At 35.0% G+C, this 21,694-nt stretch carries 20 protein-coding genes and 2 tRNA genes; 11 read left to right on the top strand and 11 right to left on the bottom strand.

Annotated features, from left to right (window positions below; all coding sequences use genetic code 11):
- Positions 1-624: 624 nt before the first annotated feature.
- Positions 625-698, bottom strand: a tRNA-Asn gene (locus J2772_RS17275).
- A gap of 370 nt (positions 699-1,068) precedes the next feature.
- Positions 1,069-1,227 (bottom strand): hypothetical protein, encoded by a 159-nt coding sequence (locus J2772_RS17270; RefSeq protein ID WP_209918914.1) that lies wholly within the window; start codon positions 1,225-1,227, stop codon positions 1,069-1,071.
- Positions 1,228-1,812: 585 nt separating this feature from the next.
- On the opposite strand from J2772_RS17270, the gene J2772_RS17265 reads away from it, so the two are divergent.
- Positions 1,813-2,268 carry a hypothetical protein gene (locus tag J2772_RS17265; RefSeq protein ID WP_209918912.1) on the top strand — a complete coding sequence of 152 codons (456 nt, stop codon included), beginning with the start codon at positions 1,813-1,815 and terminating at the stop codon, positions 2,266-2,268.
- A 75-nt stretch (positions 2,269-2,343) separates the two neighbouring features.
- Here J2772_RS17265 and J2772_RS17260 read toward each other — a convergent pair whose 3' ends face one another.
- From J2772_RS17260 to J2772_RS17240, 5 genes are all read right to left on the bottom strand, one after another.
- Positions 2,344-2,907 (bottom strand): DUF6705 family protein, encoded by a 564-nt coding sequence (locus tag J2772_RS17260; protein ID WP_209918910.1) that lies wholly within the window; start codon positions 2,905-2,907, stop codon positions 2,344-2,346.
- 10 nt (positions 2,908-2,917) lie between these two features.
- The gene (locus J2772_RS17255) at positions 2,918-4,246 is read right to left on the bottom strand and encodes a hypothetical protein (protein ID WP_209918909.1); all 1,329 of its coding nucleotides are present in this window, start codon (positions 4,244-4,246) and stop codon (positions 2,918-2,920) included.
- 339 nt (positions 4,247-4,585) lie between these two features.
- Positions 4,586-4,659 (bottom strand) — tRNA-Asn (locus J2772_RS17250).
- An 80-nt stretch (positions 4,660-4,739) separates the two neighbouring features.
- Entirely contained in the window at positions 4,740-6,221 is a 1,482-nt protein-coding gene (gene rseP, locus J2772_RS17245; protein WP_209918907.1) for an RIP metalloprotease RseP, read from the bottom strand.
- A 106-nt stretch (positions 6,222-6,327) separates the two neighbouring features.
- The gene (locus J2772_RS17240) at positions 6,328-6,768 is read right to left on the bottom strand and encodes a DUF6646 family protein (protein WP_209918905.1); all 441 of its coding nucleotides are present in this window, start codon (positions 6,766-6,768) and stop codon (positions 6,328-6,330) included.
- A gap of 187 nt (positions 6,769-6,955) precedes the next feature.
- On the opposite strand from J2772_RS17240, the gene J2772_RS17235 reads away from it, so the two are divergent.
- Complete coding sequence (locus J2772_RS17235; RefSeq protein ID WP_209918903.1) at positions 6,956-7,708, top strand: nitrilase-related carbon-nitrogen hydrolase; 753 nt, start codon at positions 6,956-6,958, stop codon at positions 7,706-7,708.
- 43 nt (positions 7,709-7,751) lie between these two features.
- Here J2772_RS17235 and J2772_RS17230 read toward each other — a convergent pair whose 3' ends face one another.
- From J2772_RS17230 to J2772_RS17215, 4 genes are all read right to left on the bottom strand, one after another.
- Entirely contained in the window at positions 7,752-8,051 is a 300-nt protein-coding gene (locus J2772_RS17230) for a thioredoxin family protein (protein ID WP_209918901.1), read from the bottom strand.
- Between the two features lie 17 nt (positions 8,052-8,068).
- The gene (locus tag J2772_RS17225; RefSeq protein ID WP_209918899.1) at positions 8,069-8,440 is read right to left on the bottom strand and encodes a rhodanese-like domain-containing protein; all 372 of its coding nucleotides are present in this window, start codon (positions 8,438-8,440) and stop codon (positions 8,069-8,071) included.
- Positions 8,441-8,444: 4 nt separating this feature from the next.
- The gene (locus tag J2772_RS17220) at positions 8,445-9,854 is read right to left on the bottom strand and encodes an MBL fold metallo-hydrolase (RefSeq protein WP_209918897.1); all 1,410 of its coding nucleotides are present in this window, start codon (positions 9,852-9,854) and stop codon (positions 8,445-8,447) included.
- A gap of 211 nt (positions 9,855-10,065) precedes the next feature.
- Complete coding sequence (locus J2772_RS17215; protein ID WP_209918896.1) at positions 10,066-11,127, bottom strand: hypothetical protein; 1,062 nt, start codon at positions 11,125-11,127, stop codon at positions 10,066-10,068.
- 142 nt (positions 11,128-11,269) lie between these two features.
- On the opposite strand from J2772_RS17215, the gene J2772_RS17210 reads away from it, so the two are divergent.
- From J2772_RS17210 to J2772_RS17170, 9 genes are all read left to right on the top strand, one after another.
- On the top strand, positions 11,270-12,796 hold the full coding sequence (locus tag J2772_RS17210) for a helicase HerA-like domain-containing protein (RefSeq protein WP_209918895.1): 1,527 nt from the start codon (positions 11,270-11,272) through the stop codon (positions 12,794-12,796).
- 142 nt (positions 12,797-12,938) lie between these two features.
- The gene (locus J2772_RS17205; RefSeq protein WP_209918894.1) at positions 12,939-14,162 is read left to right on the top strand and encodes a PolC-type DNA polymerase III; all 1,224 of its coding nucleotides are present in this window, start codon (positions 12,939-12,941) and stop codon (positions 14,160-14,162) included.
- Positions 14,163-14,421: 259 nt separating this feature from the next.
- Positions 14,422-15,624, top strand: a complete 1,203-nt coding sequence (lysA, locus tag J2772_RS17200) for a diaminopimelate decarboxylase (protein ID WP_209918893.1) — start codon at positions 14,422-14,424, stop codon at positions 15,622-15,624.
- A 373-nt stretch (positions 15,625-15,997) separates the two neighbouring features.
- Complete coding sequence (locus J2772_RS17195; RefSeq protein ID WP_209918892.1) at positions 15,998-17,731, top strand: thiamine pyrophosphate-dependent enzyme; 1,734 nt, start codon at positions 15,998-16,000, stop codon at positions 17,729-17,731.
- Between the two features lie 135 nt (positions 17,732-17,866).
- On the top strand, positions 17,867-18,346 hold the full coding sequence (locus J2772_RS17190; protein ID WP_209918891.1) for an energy transducer TonB: 480 nt from the start codon (positions 17,867-17,869) through the stop codon (positions 18,344-18,346).
- 31 nt (positions 18,347-18,377) lie between these two features.
- Positions 18,378-18,791 carry an energy transducer TonB gene (locus J2772_RS17185; RefSeq protein WP_209918890.1) on the top strand — a complete coding sequence of 138 codons (414 nt, stop codon included), beginning with the start codon at positions 18,378-18,380 and terminating at the stop codon, positions 18,789-18,791.
- Between the two features lie 169 nt (positions 18,792-18,960).
- Complete coding sequence (miaB, locus tag J2772_RS17180; protein WP_209918888.1) at positions 18,961-20,397, top strand: tRNA (N6-isopentenyl adenosine(37)-C2)-methylthiotransferase MiaB; 1,437 nt, start codon at positions 18,961-18,963, stop codon at positions 20,395-20,397.
- Positions 20,398-20,472: 75 nt separating this feature from the next.
- Positions 20,473-20,922 carry a hypothetical protein gene (locus J2772_RS17175; protein WP_209918885.1) on the top strand — a complete coding sequence of 150 codons (450 nt, stop codon included), beginning with the start codon at positions 20,473-20,475 and terminating at the stop codon, positions 20,920-20,922.
- Positions 20,894-21,691, top strand: a complete 798-nt coding sequence (locus tag J2772_RS17170) for a tetratricopeptide repeat protein (RefSeq protein WP_209918882.1) — start codon at positions 20,894-20,896, stop codon at positions 21,689-21,691. The genes J2772_RS17175 and J2772_RS17170 overlap by 29 nt, the downstream gene beginning before the upstream one ends.
- Positions 21,692-21,694: the final 3 nt, after the last annotated feature.

Below are 21,694 nucleotides of genomic sequence, written 5' to 3'. Positions count from 1 at the left end.
GTAAGGATCTTTAGTAACTATAAGGCTATGCAGTAAGCTTCCGTAAATAGCTGAATAAAATTACGAATCCCATTGTCTGGATCCCAACGGGATGATAAAGAGTGAAGAGCACTAACCATCTAAGGGATCATAGAAATATTCACCATCATTATAGATTACTTATTGCTCATTCTCCAATGTAAGGAGTATTCATTTATCTTATAAGAAAAGAGTCATTTGCTATCCATTATTCTTAAGCTTTTTTAGGCCTAAAAATGGGTTATTATACAAATTAGCTAGTTTGGAGTTTCATAATTTGAATTGTAACAAAAATAAGGCTTATTTGAAGTTATAGAGAAGAATATTTAAATTGTTTAGCAGTTTTGAAGAAGCAGAACACTTTATACTTGGTTAAGAAATAGTTTATAGATTTTGATTTTTTTATCAGTATTGAATAAAGGCCTTTTCAGAATAAAATTCGAAATGAAAGAACATTTGTGATCGTATGAAGAAAGGTTACCTGAATTCACCAATTTTTGACCTTGGGTTTAGAATTGATTAAATGATTTTAAAATCATTGTCCCAAGATTATTGAGTAGAATTATAGAAATAAAAAAAGACCTACATTTCTGTAAGTCTTTTTTGCTCCTCCTGCTGGGCTCGAACCAGCGACCCTCTGATTAACAGTCAGATGCTCTAACCAACTGAGCTAAGGAGGAATGTCCTTTGTTTTAAGTGGTGCAAATATAATAGGAATATCCGTACCAAGCAAGTTTTTATCGCTTAATATTTGAAGAAAATTGCTATTGTTTTATTTTTCAATAAATTAAATTTCATAAAATAATTAAAATTTGAAATACAAACGATAAAAGCTGTTTTTAAAGATACTATTTCTAGGGAGAAGATATCCTTTATTTCAATAAAAGTGAGGCTGTAAACTTGTTAATGAATATGGGACAAATAAAGTCTTCCGATCTATTTTTAGGACTAAACTCATCTGGCTTATTCCTGGAGCTTGTGATTCTGAAATCTAATCCTTCAATAAACCATTTCAATTTTTCATTATTATCCTTTTTTATTTTTTTGATATCAAGGATAAAATAAGGTTCCGTTAATGGAATTCAGAAGTTCCAGTGCATCATAAGCTATTAGTCCATTTTCTCCTTTTATAGTATATTGATCGGAATGAAAGGCAAAGCCTATTGCTGTATAATCTTTACCCAATTGTTCAGATAGGTATTTTTTCATACAGGCTGGTTTCTTATTGAAGCCCAAAGAACTATTTTTGAATTCGGATTATGGTTCTCTTTATCCATAAAACATTTTCAACCACGAATTGGTCCCTCGTTAAGGTATTTAATTCAGTATTTTGTTCTAAAAGACAAATGTATTGATTGAGCCATGTCAGATCCGTTTCAACAGACTTGGCAATGCTCGTCTCTTTTTTAATAGTTGAAATAGTTGAATCTGCAGTAGCTTTACCCTTCTTATCCATTACTGTTATACTGCTTTTTTGTTTTTTATCTCTGAATTTGACCAATAGACAGCTCAATTAGGTAGGTTTTTTATGATTGAAGACATTGGTCCTTACATTCTTTTTTAAGCTTATTTATGAAGCTATAAAAGCTATGAATATCAAATCCTGTAAAATATACTTTTTTATTGTTCGATTCATTGTGTTTTTTCATCCATTATACCATACGTAAAACTTCTTGAGCTTTCCATGTTCTGAAGCCCACTGCTCTCAGATCATCCTTTGCTGATCCTTTGCCTTTAATAATATAATTACTGTGCTGAAAGGATTCCGGATTTCTTGCCTCAATAGAAAAGATATTGAAACTGTTTAAATCAGGGAATTATACATTTAAGATTTATGATAAGGGCAGACAGAATAAACTTATGAGGATAGAACTAAAGGATAACTCAAAGGAATTAGAGAAGTTTGGTATATTGAACTTTTGTGATTTATACGACCCGCAGAAAAATGTTATACTATTCTGCGATTTTTTAATGAAGTTTGATTCTTTGATGATTGTGGATGATAGGTTTACTGAAGGTCTTACTGATACAGAAATTGCTAATCAGGGGAATAAGTTAGAATATGCCTTTTGGAAAAGAGATTTTGGTTCTGATGCTACAAAGGGTAGGAGTAAAACCAAACTTAAAAATTATATTAAGATTAAAAAGTTAGATAAAACCTTCACTTGTCTTAAAAATATGATTATTCAGAAGTTTGATGTGTTGTTTAGAGATTGTGAAGATTCCTATCCAGTTGTGGTTGGGAATTAAATAAAAGTGATTGGTTTTACTATAGTGTAGTTGTAGTAAAACCAATCATTTCTTTACCAATAATTCAAATTGAATTTATTGCTTTGTTAAATGTATAATATTATTAGTTGGCATAGTAGTTTTAAAATTACTACAATCTTGGGTTACAATATCATAATCTGGATGAAAGTTGATTGTCATTTTATTGGGGGTTTCAGGTTTAATACCCATGTACATAAATCCAATATCAATGCAACCTGACTTTCCTCCAGAGAAATTCATTAAGTATAACTTTAAATCTTTTTGGAAATTATAACCCAAACTTGCATCATTGTCTGTCTTATTAAAATTATTAAATAAAACACTTCCGTTAGAATCGGTTATTTTAACTCTTCCGATTAACATATCCCATGTAGTGTTTGAAAATTCTATTGGTACATTTTCTTTTTTTATAATGTTAATTTCATAGGTTTTTCCGTCAAGACTACCTTTCCAAGTTCCCGCATATTTATTTAGAAGTCCGTTAATATCTTTTACGTATGTATAACTTGGGCATGTTTGATTATTGCTATGACATTGTGCTAATGTCTCTAGAGATACTATTTGTGCATTTAGAGCCGTCGTAAATATTGTTAGTATAATAAAAAAAATATTTTTCATATAATTAATTTTAATTTGGACAATCACTTGTCGTTGTGGTTACTTTATCCCCGTTAAGTTTAATTTCTTCCGTTCCTCCACTTGAATTTAGCTTATACAAATTTGTAGCCTTAATATTCATTTTTTCACTTAAAAAATTCAAAAAAGTTGCTGCTTTATTATCTGATTTTAACATTGCATTTTTATAACCCTCTTTAAATCCTTCAATCTGTTGGTCAGTAAAAGTTTTAATTTGGTATTGGTTTCCTGTAAATCTGATTTCATAGGTTTCGTTTGTAGTAACCATTACTGCATAAACATCATCTAATGGCCTCCCTGCTGCCTGAGCATTAGAAAGCATATCCATAAAATACCCTACATCAGCAGGAGAAAACATTTTTATACCTTTTCTTGTCTCTTCAATACCATCACTATTTGTTAATGTAAAATCATCAACATGAGTGTGCATGTATCCTGTTATATCTTTATTTTGTGTAAGGTTTGAGTTGGGTAAACTTAAAGAATTAGAATTATTATTAGTGGATGCGTTTTGTTGATATAAATAACTTCCATCTGTTTTTTGTATGTAGCCTGTTTCCTTTTGTTGTGCTGTCTTTCCTCTTAAATCATCAATTTTCTGATTAAATTCGGGTTTATTTTTTTGTTCTTTAATCTTTTCACAAGGGCTTTGTGGGGGAGGGACTTGAGCACCACCTGCACCACCACCATATGAAGTTCCACCACCACTCATACCGCTACCAAAACCATTATGGTCGACATAAGGAAAGGTAACGCCCCCAGAAGTTGTTCCACCAGGAATACCCGTTTCAACAACAATTACAATTTCTTCTATAGGTTGCTCTTTTTCTCTGCTTCTTGATGTTACAGAGGCTGAATTATAAAAGTTTTGAAACTTGGAAATGATACGTTGTACTTCAGGAGTATTATCTTTAGCCACTGTAAAATTTACCCAATCTCTTTGCGGATTTACCACCCCAATTAGAAAAGCATTTACTTTGTCGTCTTTCATGATAGGGTAGGCAATAACTTTTGAAGCTTCTCCGTATGTTAAACTTCTTAGGTCAAAATAAATGTCACCTACTTCATTCTGGAATTTCTGAGCAAAAGCTGGATTTTTGTTCATAAACGCTTGGATGATTTCTTTAAACGGTTTATGATAACTGATGTATTCAGAGTTTTTTTTTTGATTAGTTAAGTTGTTCTCAAACTTAACAAAGGCTTCAATTTTCTCTCTTTCAGTTCTTTTCTCGTTCTGGGTTACTTCATCTGTTCTACAGGAATTAAAAAAGAATAAGACAGCTACTACTAACAGTAACTGCAGAATAAATTTTTTGTTCATCGATTGTTTTATTTTTTAGTTTGGCTAAGTTAAAAAAATATTTCACGAATCTTAGATTTTTTTATGTTTTGAATTATTTTTTATATAAAAATATGTTCGCTAAGCAGAAAACTTTAGATAATAAAAAATATTGTTTTTCCAAGCTTTTCTTCCTATTGTTCAAATTAAAATTGATGATATTATTAATAGAATGAAGAGTAGATTTTTTAGACTAAGTATTCAAATTAGAATGTTTGATTTTGTACAAAGGCTATACAAAGTGAATACAAAAAAAGGGGTTGAAGACGCTAATTTTTTGCGTAAATAAAAAAAGACCTACATTTCTGTAAGTCTTTTTTGCTCCTCCTGCTGGGCTCGAACCAGCGACCCTCTGATTAACAGTCAGATGCTCTAACCAACTGAGCTAAGGAGGAATGTCCTTTGTTTTAAGTGGTGCAAATATAGGACGAATATTTATACCCTGCAAATATTTTTAAGAAAAATTTTCAAAAAATTATAAAGTTCCTGTAATGGCTTTAATAATATCGCTTCCAAAAATAAGAGCCATTAATCCTAAAAGGAAGATAACTCCCACCATTTGAGCGTTTTCCAATACTTTTTGAGGAACTGGTTTTCCTACAATCATCTCGTATAGTGTAAATATAACATGTCCACCATCAAGCCCAGGAATAGGAATAAGGTTAAGGAATGCCAACCATACGGAGAACATTGCTGTAAAGCCCCAGAATGCAGTCCAGTCAATAGAAACACCTCCTTGGGCATCTTTACTTACCGGCATGTTCTTTACAATAGCAAGTGGACCACCTACTTTTTTATACCCCTGGATTTTTTTGTTGAAGATCAGTTTAAACTGTTTGATCTGATAGGTTAAACTTTCAATGGTAAGGGTAAATCCTCTTTTTATAGAACCAAAGAAACTATATTCATTATGAACCATAAACTTCTCAGCTTCCTTGAAAGAAAGAATTCCAATAGTTCCTTCTTTAGAGACCGGAATTTTAAGATCTGCAATCTGATTATTTCTTAATACTTGGAAATCTACTACTTTTCCTGCATTAGGAACAACTAAAGGTTTTACTTCATCATAATAAGAAACAGGTTTCCCGTTGATGGCAACAATTTTATCCCCTAATTTTAAACCTGCGTCCATTGTAGATTTACTAACAATAGTATCAATAATAGGAGACATTCTTGGGGTCAGGAATGATCTTGGTTCCGGATCATGAAATGCCATTACCTTTCCATCATCGCTGGTTGGGAAAATAACCTCTTTTCCATTTCTGGAAACTGTTATTTCGTCACTTAATAAAACGTCTAATGCCAGTTTTTTAAAGTCTTTTTGAACTTTTCCGTCAACTTTCAATATTTTATCTCCATCCTGGAAGCCCATTTTCTTAGCTGCTGCAGTATAATGAAGCGGTGTATTGATTTTATCCGCATCAAAAATGGTTTCTCCATTTTTTCCAACCAAAGCTGAGAATATGATCCACGCTAAGAAGAAGTTTACGGTAACCCCTCCCAACATGATGATCAATCTCTGCCAAGCCGGTTTAGATCTGAATTCCCAGGATTCAGCCGGTTTTTTCATTTGGGCTGTATCCATGCTTTCGTCTACCATTCCGGCAATTTTCACATAACCTCCGAAAGGAAGCCATCCGATTCCGTATTTGGTTTGTTCCGGATATTTTCTCCAATCGTCGTCAGAAAGTTTTGATATATCGATAGGAACTTCTTCCTTTTTTCCGTTTACCTCTATCACTTCAGTATCTGGCAGATTCTGAGAGAAGATTTTATACTTCCATTTTCCGTTAACTTTCTTCATAGAGAATATGGAGAAGTAAGGGTCAAAAAACAGGAAGAATTTCTCTGCCCTGGTCTTAAACCATTTTGCCGGTAAGAAGTGCCCAAGCTCATGAAGAACTACAAGTATAGAGATACTCAGAATGAACTGGAAGAGTTTGATTGCTATTTCCATTAATAAATTTTAGATTTTAATTTGCAAAGGTAACAATTATCAAAACTATGCCAAATAAAAAAGCCCCTCTAAATGAGAAGCTTTGTCATATTTTAGGACTATTTGATTATAAATTGAATGAAACTCCAAGACTGCCATTGTTACCCACCTCTGCAAATACACCAATTCTTTCTGTAAAGAAGTAGCGTGCACCGATGTGAGCACCTATTCCAAAGTCTTTTCCAACCACTCCAACATCAACACCGGGATATATATCCAACTTTGGTGGAAGGCTTAAGGCTTCCTGCAGGTGGAAATTCAGTCTTCCGAAAACAAATACCCGGTTATCCTTATCGTTGTTCTTGTAATTACTGAAATACCCGTTAAGACCGGCTCCCACAGATATGAGCTTATTCAATCCGTAGTCGTAAGTTCCCGTTATACCAGTTCCATATCCCCAGGCACTTAAACCTAGTTGGACCTTTTGATCTCCCTTTCCAGTCCACGCTTGAGCGTTAGCCATGGCTCCAAAAAAGAATATCATCACCATAAAAACCAATTTCTTCATAAATTTTATAATTTTTAATGATATTAATAAGAATTACCTGCATCAAAAATGAAACCGAAAGGCACTGAATACTATAAAAATAGCAGACTTTAGTAAATATTAAGAATTATAAGGCTCTTTTCTTTATTAAACAGAAAAGACGTATTTTTATACTTCAGATAATCAATAATTTTAAACCAATAAAAAGATGAAGATTGTAGGTCTCAATTTGGATATCATCTGGAAAAATAAAGCTGAAAATTTTAAAATAATAGAACGTGAGCTTCAAAATTTTGAAGCAGATTTGTTTTTGCTACCTGAGATGTTTTCCACAGGCTTCTGTATGGATGCTTCTGAAGTTTCTGACAGAAGTGAAGAATCTCTTGAGTTTTTAAAAAAGATCTCGAAAGAAAAGAATGCAGCATTTTGTGGAAGTGCTCCGGTAGAGGAAAGGGGTAATTTTTATAACAGAATGTACTTTGTACAACCAAGTGGCGAAGTTACATTTTATGATAAGAGACATTTGTTTTCCTTTTCAGGAGAAGATAAAGTATATACCCCGGGTAATAATAGGGTCATCGTAGAGTATAAGGGGGTAAGATTTTTACTTCAGGTTTGTTATGATCTTAGATTCCCTGTATTTGCAAGAAATAATGATGATTATGATGCCATTTTATACGTAGCGAATTGGCCTGAAAAGAGAGTGGAAGCTTGGGAGCATCTTTTAAAAGCAAGAGCCATTGAAAATCTTTCTTTTGTGTTTGGACTTAATAGAATAGGAACAGATGGAAATAATCTATTCTATAAAGAAAGTTCTCATTGTTTCTTTGCTGATGGAAAAGAAATTTCAAATAAAAATGGAAATATTGTTTCAGCAGAACTGGATATGAATGAACTGAAGGATTTCAGAACTCATTTCCAGTTTTTAAATGACCGCGATCATTTTTCAATGGACATATAAAAAATAAGGCTGAGTTTACATGAACTCAGCCTTATTTTTAGTCTTAAATATATTGTTGCAGAAGCTGCGTTAATGTATTCACATCATGCACTCCGCTTTCTTTCCAAAGAAGTTCTCCATTTTTGAAAACAGCTAAAGTAGGTACTCCTCTTACTCCGTATTGTGCTGCGATAGCGGGGTATTGGTCTACATCTACTTTGATGATTCTGGCCCCTTCGCCTATATTTTCTTTTACCGTGTTTAAAACCGAAGACTGAACTTTACAAGGCTGGCACCACGTGGCAAAAAAGTCAATAAGTACCGGTCTTTCGGAATTGATGATTTCCTGAAATTTTTGTGACATAGTTTGAGTTTATTAGTTTACTTTTTATCTGCTTCGTCCTGGAGGCCTTTTACATTTTTCCAACTCGTTCCATCATAGGCTTCCACTCCGTTTTTCTTTAAAATTTCCATGGCTTGATCTGCCTGCAATCCTTTATTACAGAAAACAACCACTTTTTTCCCCTTCAGGGTTTCAAGTTTGTTATGAATATCTGCTAATGGAATGTTAATCGCATTTTTAGCCGTTCCGGCAGCGTATTGTTCAGGAATTCTTACATCCACTAATGTTACATCTGAACTCGTTACCACTTCCTTAATGTTAGACTTGGGAGCTTCTGTGGAATGGGTTGTTTTACAGCTGCTTAACGCTAGAAGAGAAGTTAATGCTATGCCAAAAAAACTAACTTTCATGATGTTATGATGTTTTGGATTGACATACAAAGTCCGTTGTCGGAATTTTTTCTGTTTTTTTAATACCATTAAATCCTCCTTCTATTTCAGTGAAGTTTCTGATTCCGTGTGAATTAAGGATGCTTGCAGCAATCATACTTCTGTATCCTCCAGCGCAGTGTAGGAAGAAATGTTCAGAGTCATCAAGATTACGGGCCCAATCACTGATAGAGTCCAAAGGTCGGTTGTATGCATTGTCAATATGTTCTGCAGAATATTCTGTCAATTTTCTAACGTCAATTACTTTTGCCTCTGCTGTGAACTGATCTGCAAACTGATCTGGAGTGATTCTTTTCACCTCATCAATTTCTTTCCCTGCATTCTTCCAGGCTTCAAAACCTCCATTCAGGTAACCCACCACATTGTCAAAACCTACTCGGCTTAATCTGATGATAACTTCTTCTTCTGTTCCCTCATCTGCTATCAATAGTAAAGGATGCTTTACATCTATGATTAAAGTTCCTACCCAAGGAGCAAAGTCGCCTTTTAATCCGATATTCACAGAATTAGGAACAAAACCTTTATGGAAATCTGCGGCTCCTCTTGTATCAAGAATCAAAGCTCCGGTTTCTTCTGCCATTGCTTCAAAATCTTCAGGGGAAACAGGCTGCAATCCCTTATCCATCACTACATCCAGACTTTCATAACCACCTTTGTTCATGGCTACGTTCATTCCAAAATATTTTGGAGGTGCAGTAAGCCCGTCAAGTACTTCTCTGATGAAAGAAGCCTTATCCGGTTGGTTGAGTGCATAGTTTGTTCTTTTTTGATTTCCCAGAATATCTACTGTTTCTTTCTGCATATTTTTTCCACATGCAGAACCTGCTCCGTGAGCCGGGTAAACAGTGATACTGTCATCTAAAGGTATAATTTTGTTTTGAAGACTGTCATACAGAATTCCTGCAAGATCTTCCTGAGTAAGGTTAGTAGCCTTCTGGGCAAGATCCGGTCTTCCTACGTCTCCTAAAAACAGAGTATCCCCTGTAAAGATGGCTGTTTCCTTCCCATTTTCATCAATTAAAAGATAAGTAGTACTCTCCATCGTATGTCCGGGAGTATGAAGTACCTTTATTTTTATTTTTCCAATCTCAAAAACCTGATTGTCTTCAGCAATAATGGCTTCAAATTCAGGAGCTGCCGTAGGCCCGTATACAATCGGAGCATCGGTTTTTTCACTTAAATCCAAGTGTCCTGACACAAAATCAGCATGGAAGTGGGTTTCAAAAATATATTTTAAAGTGACATTGTCTTTTTCCAGACGATCCAGATACGGTTTTACCTCCCTTAAAGGATCAATAATGGCAGCTTCATTTTCTGATACAATATAATAGGCTCCCTGAGCCAGACAGCCCGTATATATTTGTTCAATTTTCATTGGGTATTTTTTTAATAGTTAAAGATACAAAGTATTAGATGAATTCTAAATCAAATGTTAAATTCAATTGATAGTTTCTTTCAATACTTATGTTAAACAAATGTTTAATGTACTGTATTTTTCAGCAAAAAGGATGCCTTACATAAGGTTAATTAACAAATGCTGTTTTTTATCATGTTCTTTCTGTAAACGAAGCAAATAAAACGTTTATTTACTCTAGTCTATAAAATATTTTATAAAACATTTCATTGGTGTTTTCCGAAATATCTTTGTCTATTTTAAATTGTATATAATCATCTTTTCTGGCAGCGCCCCCTTCATAGTTGATGATTCCATCATATTTGTAATAAATATGATCTTTGATTCTTCCATTATCAACAATTCTGGCCATTTCACTAAAGTATTTTTTAGTATCATCATGCATAGTCCAGTCCTTCTCGTGAGCTTTGTAGAATTCTACCATTTTTTCAATGGCATACATTTCGGATTCAATTTTCATATCATTGAAGCCTGTTAAAAGCTCTTTCTTTTCTAAATTTTTACCCAGCCATTCTATTTTAGCATGGGCGGCTGCAAGTACTGCATGAGTCATCATAGAATCTCTTTTAACAACAGAAGAGAGAACGATATCGGGCTTCTTATCAATAGGAAGATGCTTTTTAGAAGCAATATCTAAAATTCCAAAGTAGTTTTCTATTTTATCTTTTAATTCTGCTAATTGATCTTTAGTCATATGATCACTTGACATAAGGGTTCTGAAACTCCAGCCTCCGCATTCATAAATAGAAAGAAGTGAGCTTTTATCTATATATTTTACTCCTTTAAAAAAGTCAAGAGTTTCCATTGGCCGATCAAATACTGAATAAATATAATTGACTTTTATACTATCATTGGATATGCTTCCAAATGAAGGTTTTATATCCATACCTTTATTGGAGATTTGATGAAAAATATAATCATACGAAGAAAATGAATCTCTGATCATTTGATTATCAACTGCTTCTTTGGGATGAATATACAACGTGAAGGTTGTCTTGTTTTTTTTGTCTAGCTTTTGCCCATATCTTACAGCTATATTCTTGTCTTGTAGGTCATAGGAATATATAGATTCTCTTTGAAAGCCGGACCATAACATAGGAAAAACAACAGAAGTAGAAGGGTGGGTAAAGTCTTCTTTTGTTAACAAAGCTGTAGGTTTCTTCCGTTTTTGGGCAAACCCCATTGCGAATAGAACAGAAAATAGGATGAATAAACTTTTTTTTAATAGAGTCATAGGTAAGTATGGCATTATTTTTAGGGGCTAAGGTAAAACATTTATTAAAGCAAAAAACAAAAACAAGGTGGTTTAATAGAGCTTTAATGACTGGATATTTTACAAAAACCATTATATTTATAAGTTTAAAAAAAGCAATCAAATGGCAGACAAAGCACAATTTATTGAAGAATTAAATGCTAGATACACTCCAAAAGGAGAACATATTATATTAGGAAAAGGAATGCTGGACGGAGAAGTGGTTCAGGAAGTGAACGTAACCATTCCTTTAAAAACGATTAACCGTCATGGTCTTATTGCCGGAGCAACGGGAACAGGAAAGACCAAGACTTTACAGGTATTTGCAGAGCAGCTTTCCCATCAGGGAATTCCATCACTTGTGCTGGATATCAAAGGTGACTTTTCCGGAATTGCAGAAGCAGGTCAGATGAATTCAATCATTGAAGAAAGATATGCAAAAACTCAACTTCCTTATACACCACAAGGATTTCCGGTAGAATTGATGAGTATTTCCGGAGGAAAAGGCATAAAACTAAGAGCTACCGTAACAGAATTCGGTCCTGTTTTATTAAGTAAAATTCTTGAGCTTAATGATACTCAGCAAAGTATCATGTCTATTGTCTTTAAATATTGTGATGATAAGGGACTTCCTTTGATTGATCTTAAAGATTTGAAAAAAGTTCTTCAGTATGTAACGGATAATGCTCAGGGCAAAGCTGAACTTGCTGCCAATTATGGATCAATAGCACCAGCTTCGTTGGGAGCTATTTTAAGATCTATTGTTGCTTTAGAACAACAGGGTGCAGGAGATTTCTTTGGAGAACTGAGTTTTGATGTGCAGGATTTACTGGAAACCAGAGATGGGAAAGGAGTTGTTAATATCTTAAGAGTATCAGACATTCAGAATAAGCCACAGCTTTTTTCTACTTTCATGCTTTCTCTTTTTGCCGAAATCTATATGACTTTCCCTGAAGAAGGAGATAGCGGAAAACCGAAATTGGTGCTGTTTATAGATGAAGCACACTTACTTTTTGATGAAGCTTCAAAAACGCTTCTTTCGCAGATTGAAACGATGGTGAAACTTATTCGTTCAAAAGGAGTGGGAATTTATTTTATTACCCAGATTCCTGGTGATGTGCCGGAAAGCGTTTTATCTCAATTAGGATTAAAAATACAACATGCCCTGAGAGGGTTTACAGCAAAAGATAAAAAGGAAATTTCCAAAGCTGTTGAAAATTATCCAACTACAGAATTCTATAACGCTTCCAATCTGATTCAGAATTTAGGAATCGGTGAAGCATTTGTAACTGCTTTGGATGAGAAAGGGATTCCAACACCGTTGGTTCATACTTATCTTATTTCTCCTGAGTCAAGAATGGATGTTCTGAGTGAGGCTGAAATTACAGAATTAACATCCAGTTCAGCCATGGTAGCTAAATATGAACAGGCAATGGATAGAGAGTCTGCTTATGAAATGTTAACCAACAGAATGGAGCAGGCAGCTCAGAACCCAACAGCTAATCAAAGAACAAAACCGGTAAAAGAAGAGCCGGGAATGTTTGAACAGGTGTTGCAAAGCCAGGCAGGAAGAACTTTTACCAACACACTGATGAGAGAAGGCGCAAAAGCTATTCTCGGTATGTTTGGTCTTGGAGGCAGAAGAAGATAATCTGAGCGTAATAAATAGTAACCTGCTATATTTTACTATATTTTTTGTTATTTTAGCAGGTTATCTTTACTGATGGGAAAAGAATATCGAATAAAAGAGTTAGAGTTTTTAATAATAAACACAGCAGTTAACGGGAAAATCAATGTATTCAATTATAGACATAGAAAGTAATGGTGCAGGTTATAGAAATGAATGCATTATAGATATTGCCATCTACAGATATGATGGTCAGAAAATTACAGATCAATTTATATCCCTTGTCAATCCGGAAGGAGATATTACTCCTTTTGTACAGAAACTGACCAGTATCACACCAAAGATGGTGAAAACTGCTCCTAAGTTTCATGAAATAGCCAAAAGAGTTATTGAAATTACCCAAAATACAACATTGGTAGGGCATAATATTGATTTCGATTACAGAATGCTTCGCCAATCGTTTAAAAGGCTGGGTTATGATTTTAACATCAATACTTTAGATACAATTCCTTTAGCTAAAAAATTGATTCCTGATGAAGTAAGTTATTCGTTGGGTAAATTGGTGAAATCACTGGGGATTCCTCTGACTAATCACCACAGAGCCGACGGAGACGCCAGAGCAACGCTGGAGCTGTTTAAACTTTTAGTATCAAAAGATACTGAGAACGAGATTATCCAGAAACAACACGAAGAAACCAATGCAAAAACCTATATCAATAAGATCAAGCAACTTACACAGGATCTTCCGAACGATAAAGGATTTGTATATTTTCAGGATGAGGCTGGAAGGATTATCTTCTCAGATTACGCTCAGGATATCAATAAGTTTTCAAAAAAAGTATTCAACTCCAAGTCAAAAAAATGGGAGCACGTTCAAAAAGGTACTGAACAGATTAATTTTGAGCTTACCGGAACAGATATTATTGCTAAACTGACCCTGAATTCCAAAAATAGTAAGAAAAAAGAAGTACTGCCATTCGGGCTTTATTTCAGAAACAATAAGTATGTTGTTGAAAAAAACAAACTGAATAAAACTGAAAAACCGATCCTGAAATTCAGATCATTTACTCAAGGGACAAAAGCGGTTCAGTTTATCGGTGCTCAGGAAGAATACAATGATGTAGCGGTATTGAAACAGAAAATAGAGTTCAGAAAAAGAAATGAACTTTGGCTGGGTACCGGAAGAAAATTAGGAGAGAAATTATTTTTAATTATTGAAAACGGAAAGGTAATGTCCTTTGGTTTTTATGAACTGTTTACACAGATACAGACCCTAAGTAAACTTGCCAAATTAAAAATAGATCTTCCGCTGTCTTCAACAGATTTGAACAATGAACTGCAGTTGGCACTTCTGCGTGGTGATTTTGAGACGTTGCCTCTGCCTAAATAATTAAAAATTTAGACCTTAAATTTTGATTAGAAAGAAGATACTTTTCAAATCAATTTTCTCAGAATAAAAAATAAATAGTATTTTTGCAAAAAATAAATAGAAGCAATGCAAATTTTTAAACAAATAAAAACTGGAAAAAAGGGAGCTATTAAGTTCTCTAAGGTTTGGAATATTTGAAAGACTTGTCTTGCATAAAAAATAATCAATGTGGCAGGCTCTTTTTCTAAGAATCTGCCTTTTTTTATGTTAAAATGAAATTATGAATTCACAAGAATTATTAAAGATTGCCAATGAGTTTGGCACACCAGTGTACGTTTACGATGCTGAATCCATCAAAGTTCAATACGAAAAACTTACATCTTCTTTTTCAAAACATACTAAGTTCTTCTATGCAGCGAAGGCGTTGACAAACATCAATATCCTTAAGTATGTCAAGAAGCTGGGTGCATCTTTGGATTGTGTATCTATTAACGAAGTCAAATTAGGATTAAAGGCAGGATTTCCAAAAGAAAAAATATTATTTACTCCCAACTGTGTTGACCTAGCTGAAATAGAGGAAGCAATGGCATTCGGAGTTCATATTAACATTGATAACATTTCTATTCTTGAGCAATTCGGGAACAAATACGGAAATTCTTATCCTATTTTTGTTAGAATCAACCCACACATCTTTGCCGGCGGAAACTATAAAATTTCAACAGGTCACATCGACAGCAAGTTTGGAATTTCTATTCACCAGCTTCGTCATATTGAAAGAGTGATGAAGAGTACCAATCTTAATGTTGAAGGGCTTCACATGCACACAGGAAGTGAGATTAAAGATCCTGAGGTTTTCCTTCAGGCTTTGGATATCATGCTTGAACTTTCTGAGCATTTCCCTAACTTGAAATATCTGGATATGGGAAGTGGTTTCAAAATTCCTTATCAGGATAGTGAAGAAGAAACTGATGTTAAAACATTAGGGAGAAAAGTTGAAAAAGTTTTAGGTGAGTTTGCAAAAACAACAGGTAGAAAATTCGAATTATGGTTTGAACCAGGAAAATTCTTAGTAGGAAAAAGCGGATATCTATTAGTAAAAGCTAACGTAATCAAACAAACTACAGCTACAGTTTTTGTTGGGGTAAATTCAGGATTTAACCACCTGATCCGTCCAATGTTCTACGATTCTTACCACGCCATTGAAAACCTATCCAACCCAAAAGGAGCAGAAAGAATTTATACCGTTGTAGGAAACATTTGTGAGACGGATACTTTTGCATGGGACAGAAAATTACACGAAGTAAGAGAAGGTGATATCCTTGCATTCCACAATGCAGGAGCTTACGGTTTCGAAATGAGTTCAAACTTCAACTCAAGATTAAAGCCTGCTGAGGTTTTATTCCTTGATGGAAAAGCTCATCTGATCCGTAAAAGAGATGAATTTGAAGACTTATTAAGAAACCAGATTGAAGTGGTTATCTAATCAATAGAAAATAATATATGAACGGCTGTCCCTTGGGATGGCCGTTTTTATTTTTAATACAGTTTATAACTTTTAAACTTAAAAATAAGATATAGTTTTTTTATACAAAGATTGTAATGTTTTGTACTGATCTGTTTTTGGATCATAAAGTAATTCCCCTTTGATAAGTGAAACGGTTTTGCTTTCTATTTTAAATCAACCATTTTTAAATAACCTAGCGAACTCAGCGTTAAAATCTGGAACATGATGAAAAATTTACGAGTTTTTTAATACTGTATCTCCTTCAGTTCTGCTATTAATTAGCTAAATTTGATAGGCTTAGAATATATATTCTAAGTGTGATAAAGAAAAACAACCACCAAATCTATAAATTATGGCTAAAAATATAGCAGAGCAAATTGTTGAAATGCTCGAAAATGCTAATGTGAAAAGAATTTATGCAGTAACAGGAGACAGCCTCAATCACCTAAATGTTGCGGTGAAGAAAAGCAGTATTCAATGGATACATGTGCGGCATGAAGAAGTAGGAGCTTATGCCGCCGCTGCAGAAGCCGAGCTTGATGGTTTTGCGGTATGTGCAGGAAGCTGTGGCCCGGGGCACGTTCATTTGATTAATGGAGTATACGAAGCGCACAAATCCCATGTTCCAATGTTGGTGATTGCTTCTACAATTCCCAGCGACGAAATGGGAATGGATTACTTTCAGGAGACCAATACCATAAAGTTATTTGATGATTGCAGTTATTATAATCAAATGATTACACGTCCTGAGCAGGTACAGAGAACCATTCAAACAGCTATTCAGCATGCTATTTCCAAAAAAGGAGTAGCAGTGATAGGTCTTCCGGGGGATGTTTCAGAACTTGATGCACAGGAAGGAACAACTTCCACCCAGATTTTTAAAACCAATCCTGTAATAAGACCATCAGATGATGAATTGAATAGTCTTGCCATACTTATCAATGAGAGTAAAAAAGTAACCCTTTACTGTGGGATAGGAGCTGCTGAAGCCAGTGCTGAGGTTATAAAGTTATCTCATTTATTAAAAGCTCCTGTGGGCTATTCATTCCGGGGAAAAATGGCCATTCAGCCTAATAACTCTAATGAGATCGGGCTTACTGGTTTACTAGGTTTTCCTTCTGCCTATCATGCGATGCACGAAGCCGATCTTGTCATCCTTCTGGGGACCGATTTTCCTTATCAGAAATTTATGCCTGTAAAAAATAAAATTGTTCAGGTTGATGAAAGCCCCGAAAGGCTGGGAAGAAGGGCAAAGCTTGAGTTAGGTCTTACAGGAGACGTTAAACATACCATTATGGCCTTACTTCCCTTGCTGAAAGAAAAAACAGATGTTGACTTTCTCAATGAGCAGCTGGCCTTTTATGATAAAGTAAAAGAAAATCAACTGGAATATGTGAAGGATTCAGGAAAAGAAGATGCTATTCAGCCGGAGTATGTTGCCCATACGTTGGATCGGCTAGCTAAAAAAGATGCAATTTTTACAGTAGATACCGGAATGTGCTGCGTTTGGGGAGCAAGATTTATTACAGGAACCGGAGAACGAAAGATGTTGGGATCCTTTAACCACGGATCAATGGCCAACGCCATGCCTATGGCTATTGGGGCTTCTTTATCACATCCGGATAAGCAGATCATTGCAATGTGTGGGGATGGTGGCTTATCCATGCTGTTAGGAGATATGGCAACCATTTTCCAGTATAAGCTTCCTGTAAAGCTGATTGTGTTCAATAACAGAACTCTGGGAATGGTAAAACTGGAAATGGAAGTTGGCGGAATGCCGGATAACGAAACAGATATGATTAACCCGGATTTTGCATTAGTTGCCCAGGCAATGGGATATCCCGGGAAAAATGTACATCAACCTGAAGAGGTAGAAAATGCCATTAAAGAATGTCTGGAGTATAACGGACCTTATCTTCTCAATATCTTTACCAATCCTAATGCATTGGCTCTTCCTCCAAAAATTGAACTGGATCAGGTGCTGGGAATGACCAAATCTATGGCTCAGTTGATGCTGGGTGGAAAAATGGATGAGGTGCTTGAAACCGTTAAAAGTAATTATAAACACATCAAAGGCCTTTTATAGAAGTTGTTTTCGGTGTTTCAATACCTAAATGAGAAACCTATTTTAGAAAACTTCATACATTGTGTGAAGTTTTTCTTTTTGGTAAGGCTTCTAAATATTTACCTTTGTTTATTAATTTAATGAACAGATCAAGCTATGAGAACGATACTTTTATTTTTTGCCTTATTTTTTGCAAACTTTTCTTTTGCACAGGAGCTTGAAGATAGAGATGATTCCTTTATTGTAGAAAATAATAAAAATCTTTTTAAAATAGATATTAAAGAACCTTTTCTACAAGTCGCTGTAAAATGTAACGATTTTAAACCTGCAGCTTTTGAAGGAGGAGCTTCAGCATACAAAGATATTTTAAGCAAATACATGTATACTTACCTGAATGCAGATTTTTATACACTGAGCGGAGACTTTACATTTACTTTAATAATGGATGAATCAGGAAAGGTGATAGATGCTGTAGGAGCTCCAAAAGTATTACACAGTGAAGCTTTTTTTGATGATATGCAGTATGTAGTGAGAAGAATCAAAAGAAATTGGAAACCTGCAACCTGCAATGGACAACCAGTAAAATCTGAGATGAAAGTAAAAATGAATTTCTCTTCATTATCAATAGATATGTAAAGCCGGCATACTGATTAACTATATAATAACCATGAAAAAATACATTGTAATTCTGTTCCTGTTCTTTGGGTTTATAGGATATTCTCAACAGTCACAATCTCCAAAAGAAGATGTTCCGACTTCACAAAATGCAGAATTCCCGGGTGGTGATGATGCTTTTACTAAAGAATTCTTACAAATGATACATTCATACATTGATTTGAGAAAATATGCAGTAAACGGAAAATTTGTTTTTGTCTTTGATGTGAATACAAATGGTAAAGTAGAAAACCTTGATGTATTGCCCAAAGTGAAGAATAGCGAGATGTTTATTGATGACATGAAGTTTGCAATTAAAAAAGTAAAGAAGAAATGGAAACCCGCAATGAAGGATGGACAGCCTGTAGTTTCTAAGAAGATCATCAAAATCAACTTTACATCAGATCATTTTGATCACGGAGATTAATACTTATCTGATAGGAGGAAATGATGCCTCTTCACGAGTTTAACAGATCATAATAATCCTCCTGCCATTCTGTCACAATATTTTGTATCTTTGCAGACTCATCTGTTCGTAGTTTAAAATTCACGGAAAGAATACCTGTGTTTTAACCCCGAACCTTAAATTGATTATCGTGCAGGAAAAATATATAGACGAAACAAAACAGGGCGAAGCATTTGCTATTGCCGAAAGACCCGAGAATTCTAAAAAACTGTTTTTAGAAAGCTATGGTTGTCAGATGAACTTCTCAGATTCTGAAATTGTTGCTTCTATCCTTAATGAACAAGGATATAATACAACAATGAAGGTTGAAGAAGCTGATTTGATCCTGTTAAACACTTGTTCTATCCGTGAGAAAGCAGAGCAGACGGTAAGAATGCGTCTTTCCCAGTTCAAAAATCTTAAGAAAGAAAAACCGAACATGACGGTAGGTGTTTTGGGGTGCATGGCCGAAAGATTGAAAACCAAATTCTTAGAAGAAGAACAATTGGTGGATCTTGTCGTAGGACCAGACGCCTATAGAGATTTACCCAATTTATTAAAGGAAACAGACGATGGTAGAGATGCCATCAACGTAATTCTTTCCAAAGAAGAAACCTATGCAGATATCAATCCGGTTCGTTTAGGAGGAAACGGAGTTACAGCTTTTGTTACTATAACGAGAGGGTGTGATAATATGTGTACATTCTGCGTAGTGCCATTTACCAGAGGAAGAGAAAGAAGCCGTGATCCACATTCTATTATCGATGAATGCAAAGACCTTGCGAATAGCGGTTATAAAGAAATTACTCTTTTAGGACAGAACGTAGACTCTTACCTATGGTATGGTGGTGGTCCTAAAAAAGACTTTGCCAAAGCATCTGAAATGCAGAAAGCAACAGCCGTTAATTTTGCTCAGTTATTAGATTTGGTTGCCAAAGCAGTTCCGGAAATGAGGATCAGATTCTCTACATCAAACCCTCAGGATATGAGCCTTGATGTATTCCGAATGATGGCGAAGCACGATAACATCTGTAAATACGTACACCTTCCTGTTCAGAGTGGAAGCAACAACATGCTTGAAGCAATGAACAGACAGCATACCCGTGAAGAATATCTTGAACTGATTAGAAAAGCGAAAGAAATTGTTCCGGAAGTAGCGTTTTCTCAAGATATGATCGTTGGATTCTGTAATGAAACAGAAGAAGATCACCAGGATACACTAAGCCTGATGAAAGAAGTGGAATATGATTACGGTTATATGTTCGCTTATTCAGAAAGACCGGGAACTCCTGCTCACAAAAAAATGGAAGATAACATTCCGGCTGAGGTGAAGCAGAGACGTCTTGCTGAGGTGATTGCGCTTCAGGGAGAGCTTTCCAGAATGAGAATGGAGTCTTATGTAGGAAGAGTTCATCAGATCTTGATTGAAGGAACTTCCAAAAAGAATGAAAACCAATGGAAAGGAAGAAACTCTCAGAATGCAGTTTGTGTCTTCGATAAACTTGAAGGGCAGCAAATAGGTGACATTGTGGATGTTTTTGTATATGATAATACCCAAGGCACACTTTTAGGGAAAATCACAGAATAAATTTAAGTTTTGAAGACGGTTTATCTTTTTACTCTATTTTCCTTTGTCCTGTTTTCGTGTCAGACAGAGAGAAATATGAGTAAATATCCGGATACCGTAGGTGATATAGCTTTTGATGAAAAACTGGATGAAGCAGGCTTTAAGAAATGCGGCGCAGGAAAAGACAGGCCTTTCAGTTTTCAATATTATCACGGACCAAAGATGTTCGATTATAAAGGAGAAAAAATTGCTGTCGTCCAAAAACTTAAAAAAGAAAATATATATTCAGAAAAGAAGGTCAATGGTTATATTACCGTTAGATTTTTAGTAAATTGTGAAGGAAAAGCAGGACTGTTCAGGCTAAAGCACATGGATTCGGATTTGAAGGATATTGCTTTAGATGAAGAATTGGAAGACAAGCTGTTGAAATTCACAAAATCATTAAATGGCTGGATGCCGAAAGAGATAGAAGGTTTAAAAGTAGATTACTATCAGTATTTAACCTATAAAATTGAAGATGGAAAAGTTTCAGAGGTATTACCTTAGCTTTTTGTTACTAATAGTGTACACCAATACTATTGCACAGGTCAACTGTAATGCAATAGAGGGTGAGGACTGCAAAAAAGCCTGTGAACTTTACAATAAAGCTTCGGATTTACAAGGCTCCCGGGAATCACAGGAAGGCTTTGATGAAGCGATAGAACTTTGCCCGGATTTCTCCAATGTTTATATGGAGAAAGCAGTACCTTATCTCAAAAACGGAGATTTTGTAACCTGGAAAATCCTGATTGATAAAGCGGTTGCCTTAGATCCTAAAATGCATCTTGGGTACAGAGGCTGGTGCAAATTTCAGTTTTTAGGAGACTATAAGGGAGCTATTCAGGACTTAGAAGAGTTCCGTAAATATTATCCTGAAGATCTTGGAAGATCTTTAAACGGAGATTATCATTTGGATGTAGTGAAAGCTATGTCCTACAGTGCTTTAGGGCAGAAGGAAAAAGCAGCTGGAATTATTGAACATCTGCTGGCCACAAGAGGATATGTAAAAGGCATGTTCGATCATTATCAGCTTGGCGTTACTTATTTTGAGCTGGGTAAATATGATAAAGCCCTTGAGAATTTTGAAAAACAAAGCAAAGAATACAACTTTGCCGAGAATATATACTTTAAAAGTAAAGTTTCTAAAATTAGAAACAAAGATTATTTGGATTTGAAAATGTTAGCCTTAAAAACGTACGATGAAGGAAAGACAATGAAAGATGTCTATACTCATCATTTTAACAAAGTCTACAGACAGCAGATGGAAGAGCTGTAGAAT

The sequence above is a fragment of the Chryseobacterium jejuense genome (assembly GCF_017877355.1).
Lineage (GTDB): Bacteria > Bacteroidota > Bacteroidia > Flavobacteriales > Weeksellaceae > Chryseobacterium > Chryseobacterium jejuense_A.
Note: the sequence above shows the minus strand (reverse complement) of the source record. Positions and strands in the feature narration are given on the sequence as shown.

Bases quoted from the DNA above. Each gene is read 5' to 3' on its own strand.
- J2772_RS17255 (WP_209918909.1), bottom strand. From the start codon at position 4,246: ATGAACAAAAAATTTATTCTGCAGTTACTGTTAGTAGTAGCTGTCTTA.
- J2772_RS17205 (WP_209918894.1), top strand. From the start codon at position 12,939: ATGTATTCAATTATAGACATAGAAAGTAATGGTGCAGGTTATAGAAAT.
- rseP (WP_209918907.1), bottom strand. From the start codon at position 6,221: ATGGAAATAGCAATCAAACTCTTCCAGTTCATTCTGAGTATCTCTATA.
- J2772_RS17230 (WP_209918901.1), bottom strand. From the start codon at position 8,051: ATGTCACAAAAATTTCAGGAAATCATCAATTCCGAAAGACCGGTACTT.
- J2772_RS17190 (WP_209918891.1), top strand. From the start codon at position 17,867: ATGAGAACGATACTTTTATTTTTTGCCTTATTTTTTGCAAACTTTTCT.
- J2772_RS17240 (WP_209918905.1), bottom strand. From the start codon at position 6,768: ATGAAGAAATTGGTTTTTATGGTGATGATATTCTTTTTTGGAGCCATG.
- J2772_RS17270 (WP_209918914.1), bottom strand. From the start codon at position 1,227: ATGAAAAAATACCTATCTGAACAATTGGGTAAAGATTATACAGCAATA.
- J2772_RS17235 (WP_209918903.1), top strand. From the start codon at position 6,956: ATGAAGATTGTAGGTCTCAATTTGGATATCATCTGGAAAAATAAAGCT.
- J2772_RS17215 (WP_209918896.1), bottom strand. From the start codon at position 11,127: ATGACTCTATTAAAAAAAAGTTTATTCATCCTATTTTCTGTTCTATTC.
- J2772_RS17210 (WP_209918895.1), top strand. From the start codon at position 11,270: ATGGCAGACAAAGCACAATTTATTGAAGAATTAAATGCTAGATACACT.
- J2772_RS17170 (WP_209918882.1), top strand. From the start codon at position 20,894: ATGGAAAAGTTTCAGAGGTATTACCTTAGCTTTTTGTTACTAATAGTG.
- J2772_RS17260 (WP_209918910.1), bottom strand. From the start codon at position 2,907: ATGAAAAATATTTTTTTTATTATACTAACAATATTTACGACGGCTCTA.
- J2772_RS17195 (WP_209918892.1), top strand. From the start codon at position 15,998: ATGGCTAAAAATATAGCAGAGCAAATTGTTGAAATGCTCGAAAATGCT.
- J2772_RS17225 (WP_209918899.1), bottom strand. From the start codon at position 8,440: ATGAAAGTTAGTTTTTTTGGCATAGCATTAACTTCTCTTCTAGCGTTA.
- J2772_RS17220 (WP_209918897.1), bottom strand. From the start codon at position 9,854: ATGAAAATTGAACAAATATATACGGGCTGTCTGGCTCAGGGAGCCTAT.
- J2772_RS17175 (WP_209918885.1), top strand. From the start codon at position 20,473: ATGAGTAAATATCCGGATACCGTAGGTGATATAGCTTTTGATGAAAAA.
- J2772_RS17185 (WP_209918890.1), top strand. From the start codon at position 18,378: ATGAAAAAATACATTGTAATTCTGTTCCTGTTCTTTGGGTTTATAGGA.
- lysA (WP_209918893.1), top strand. From the start codon at position 14,422: ATGAATTCACAAGAATTATTAAAGATTGCCAATGAGTTTGGCACACCA.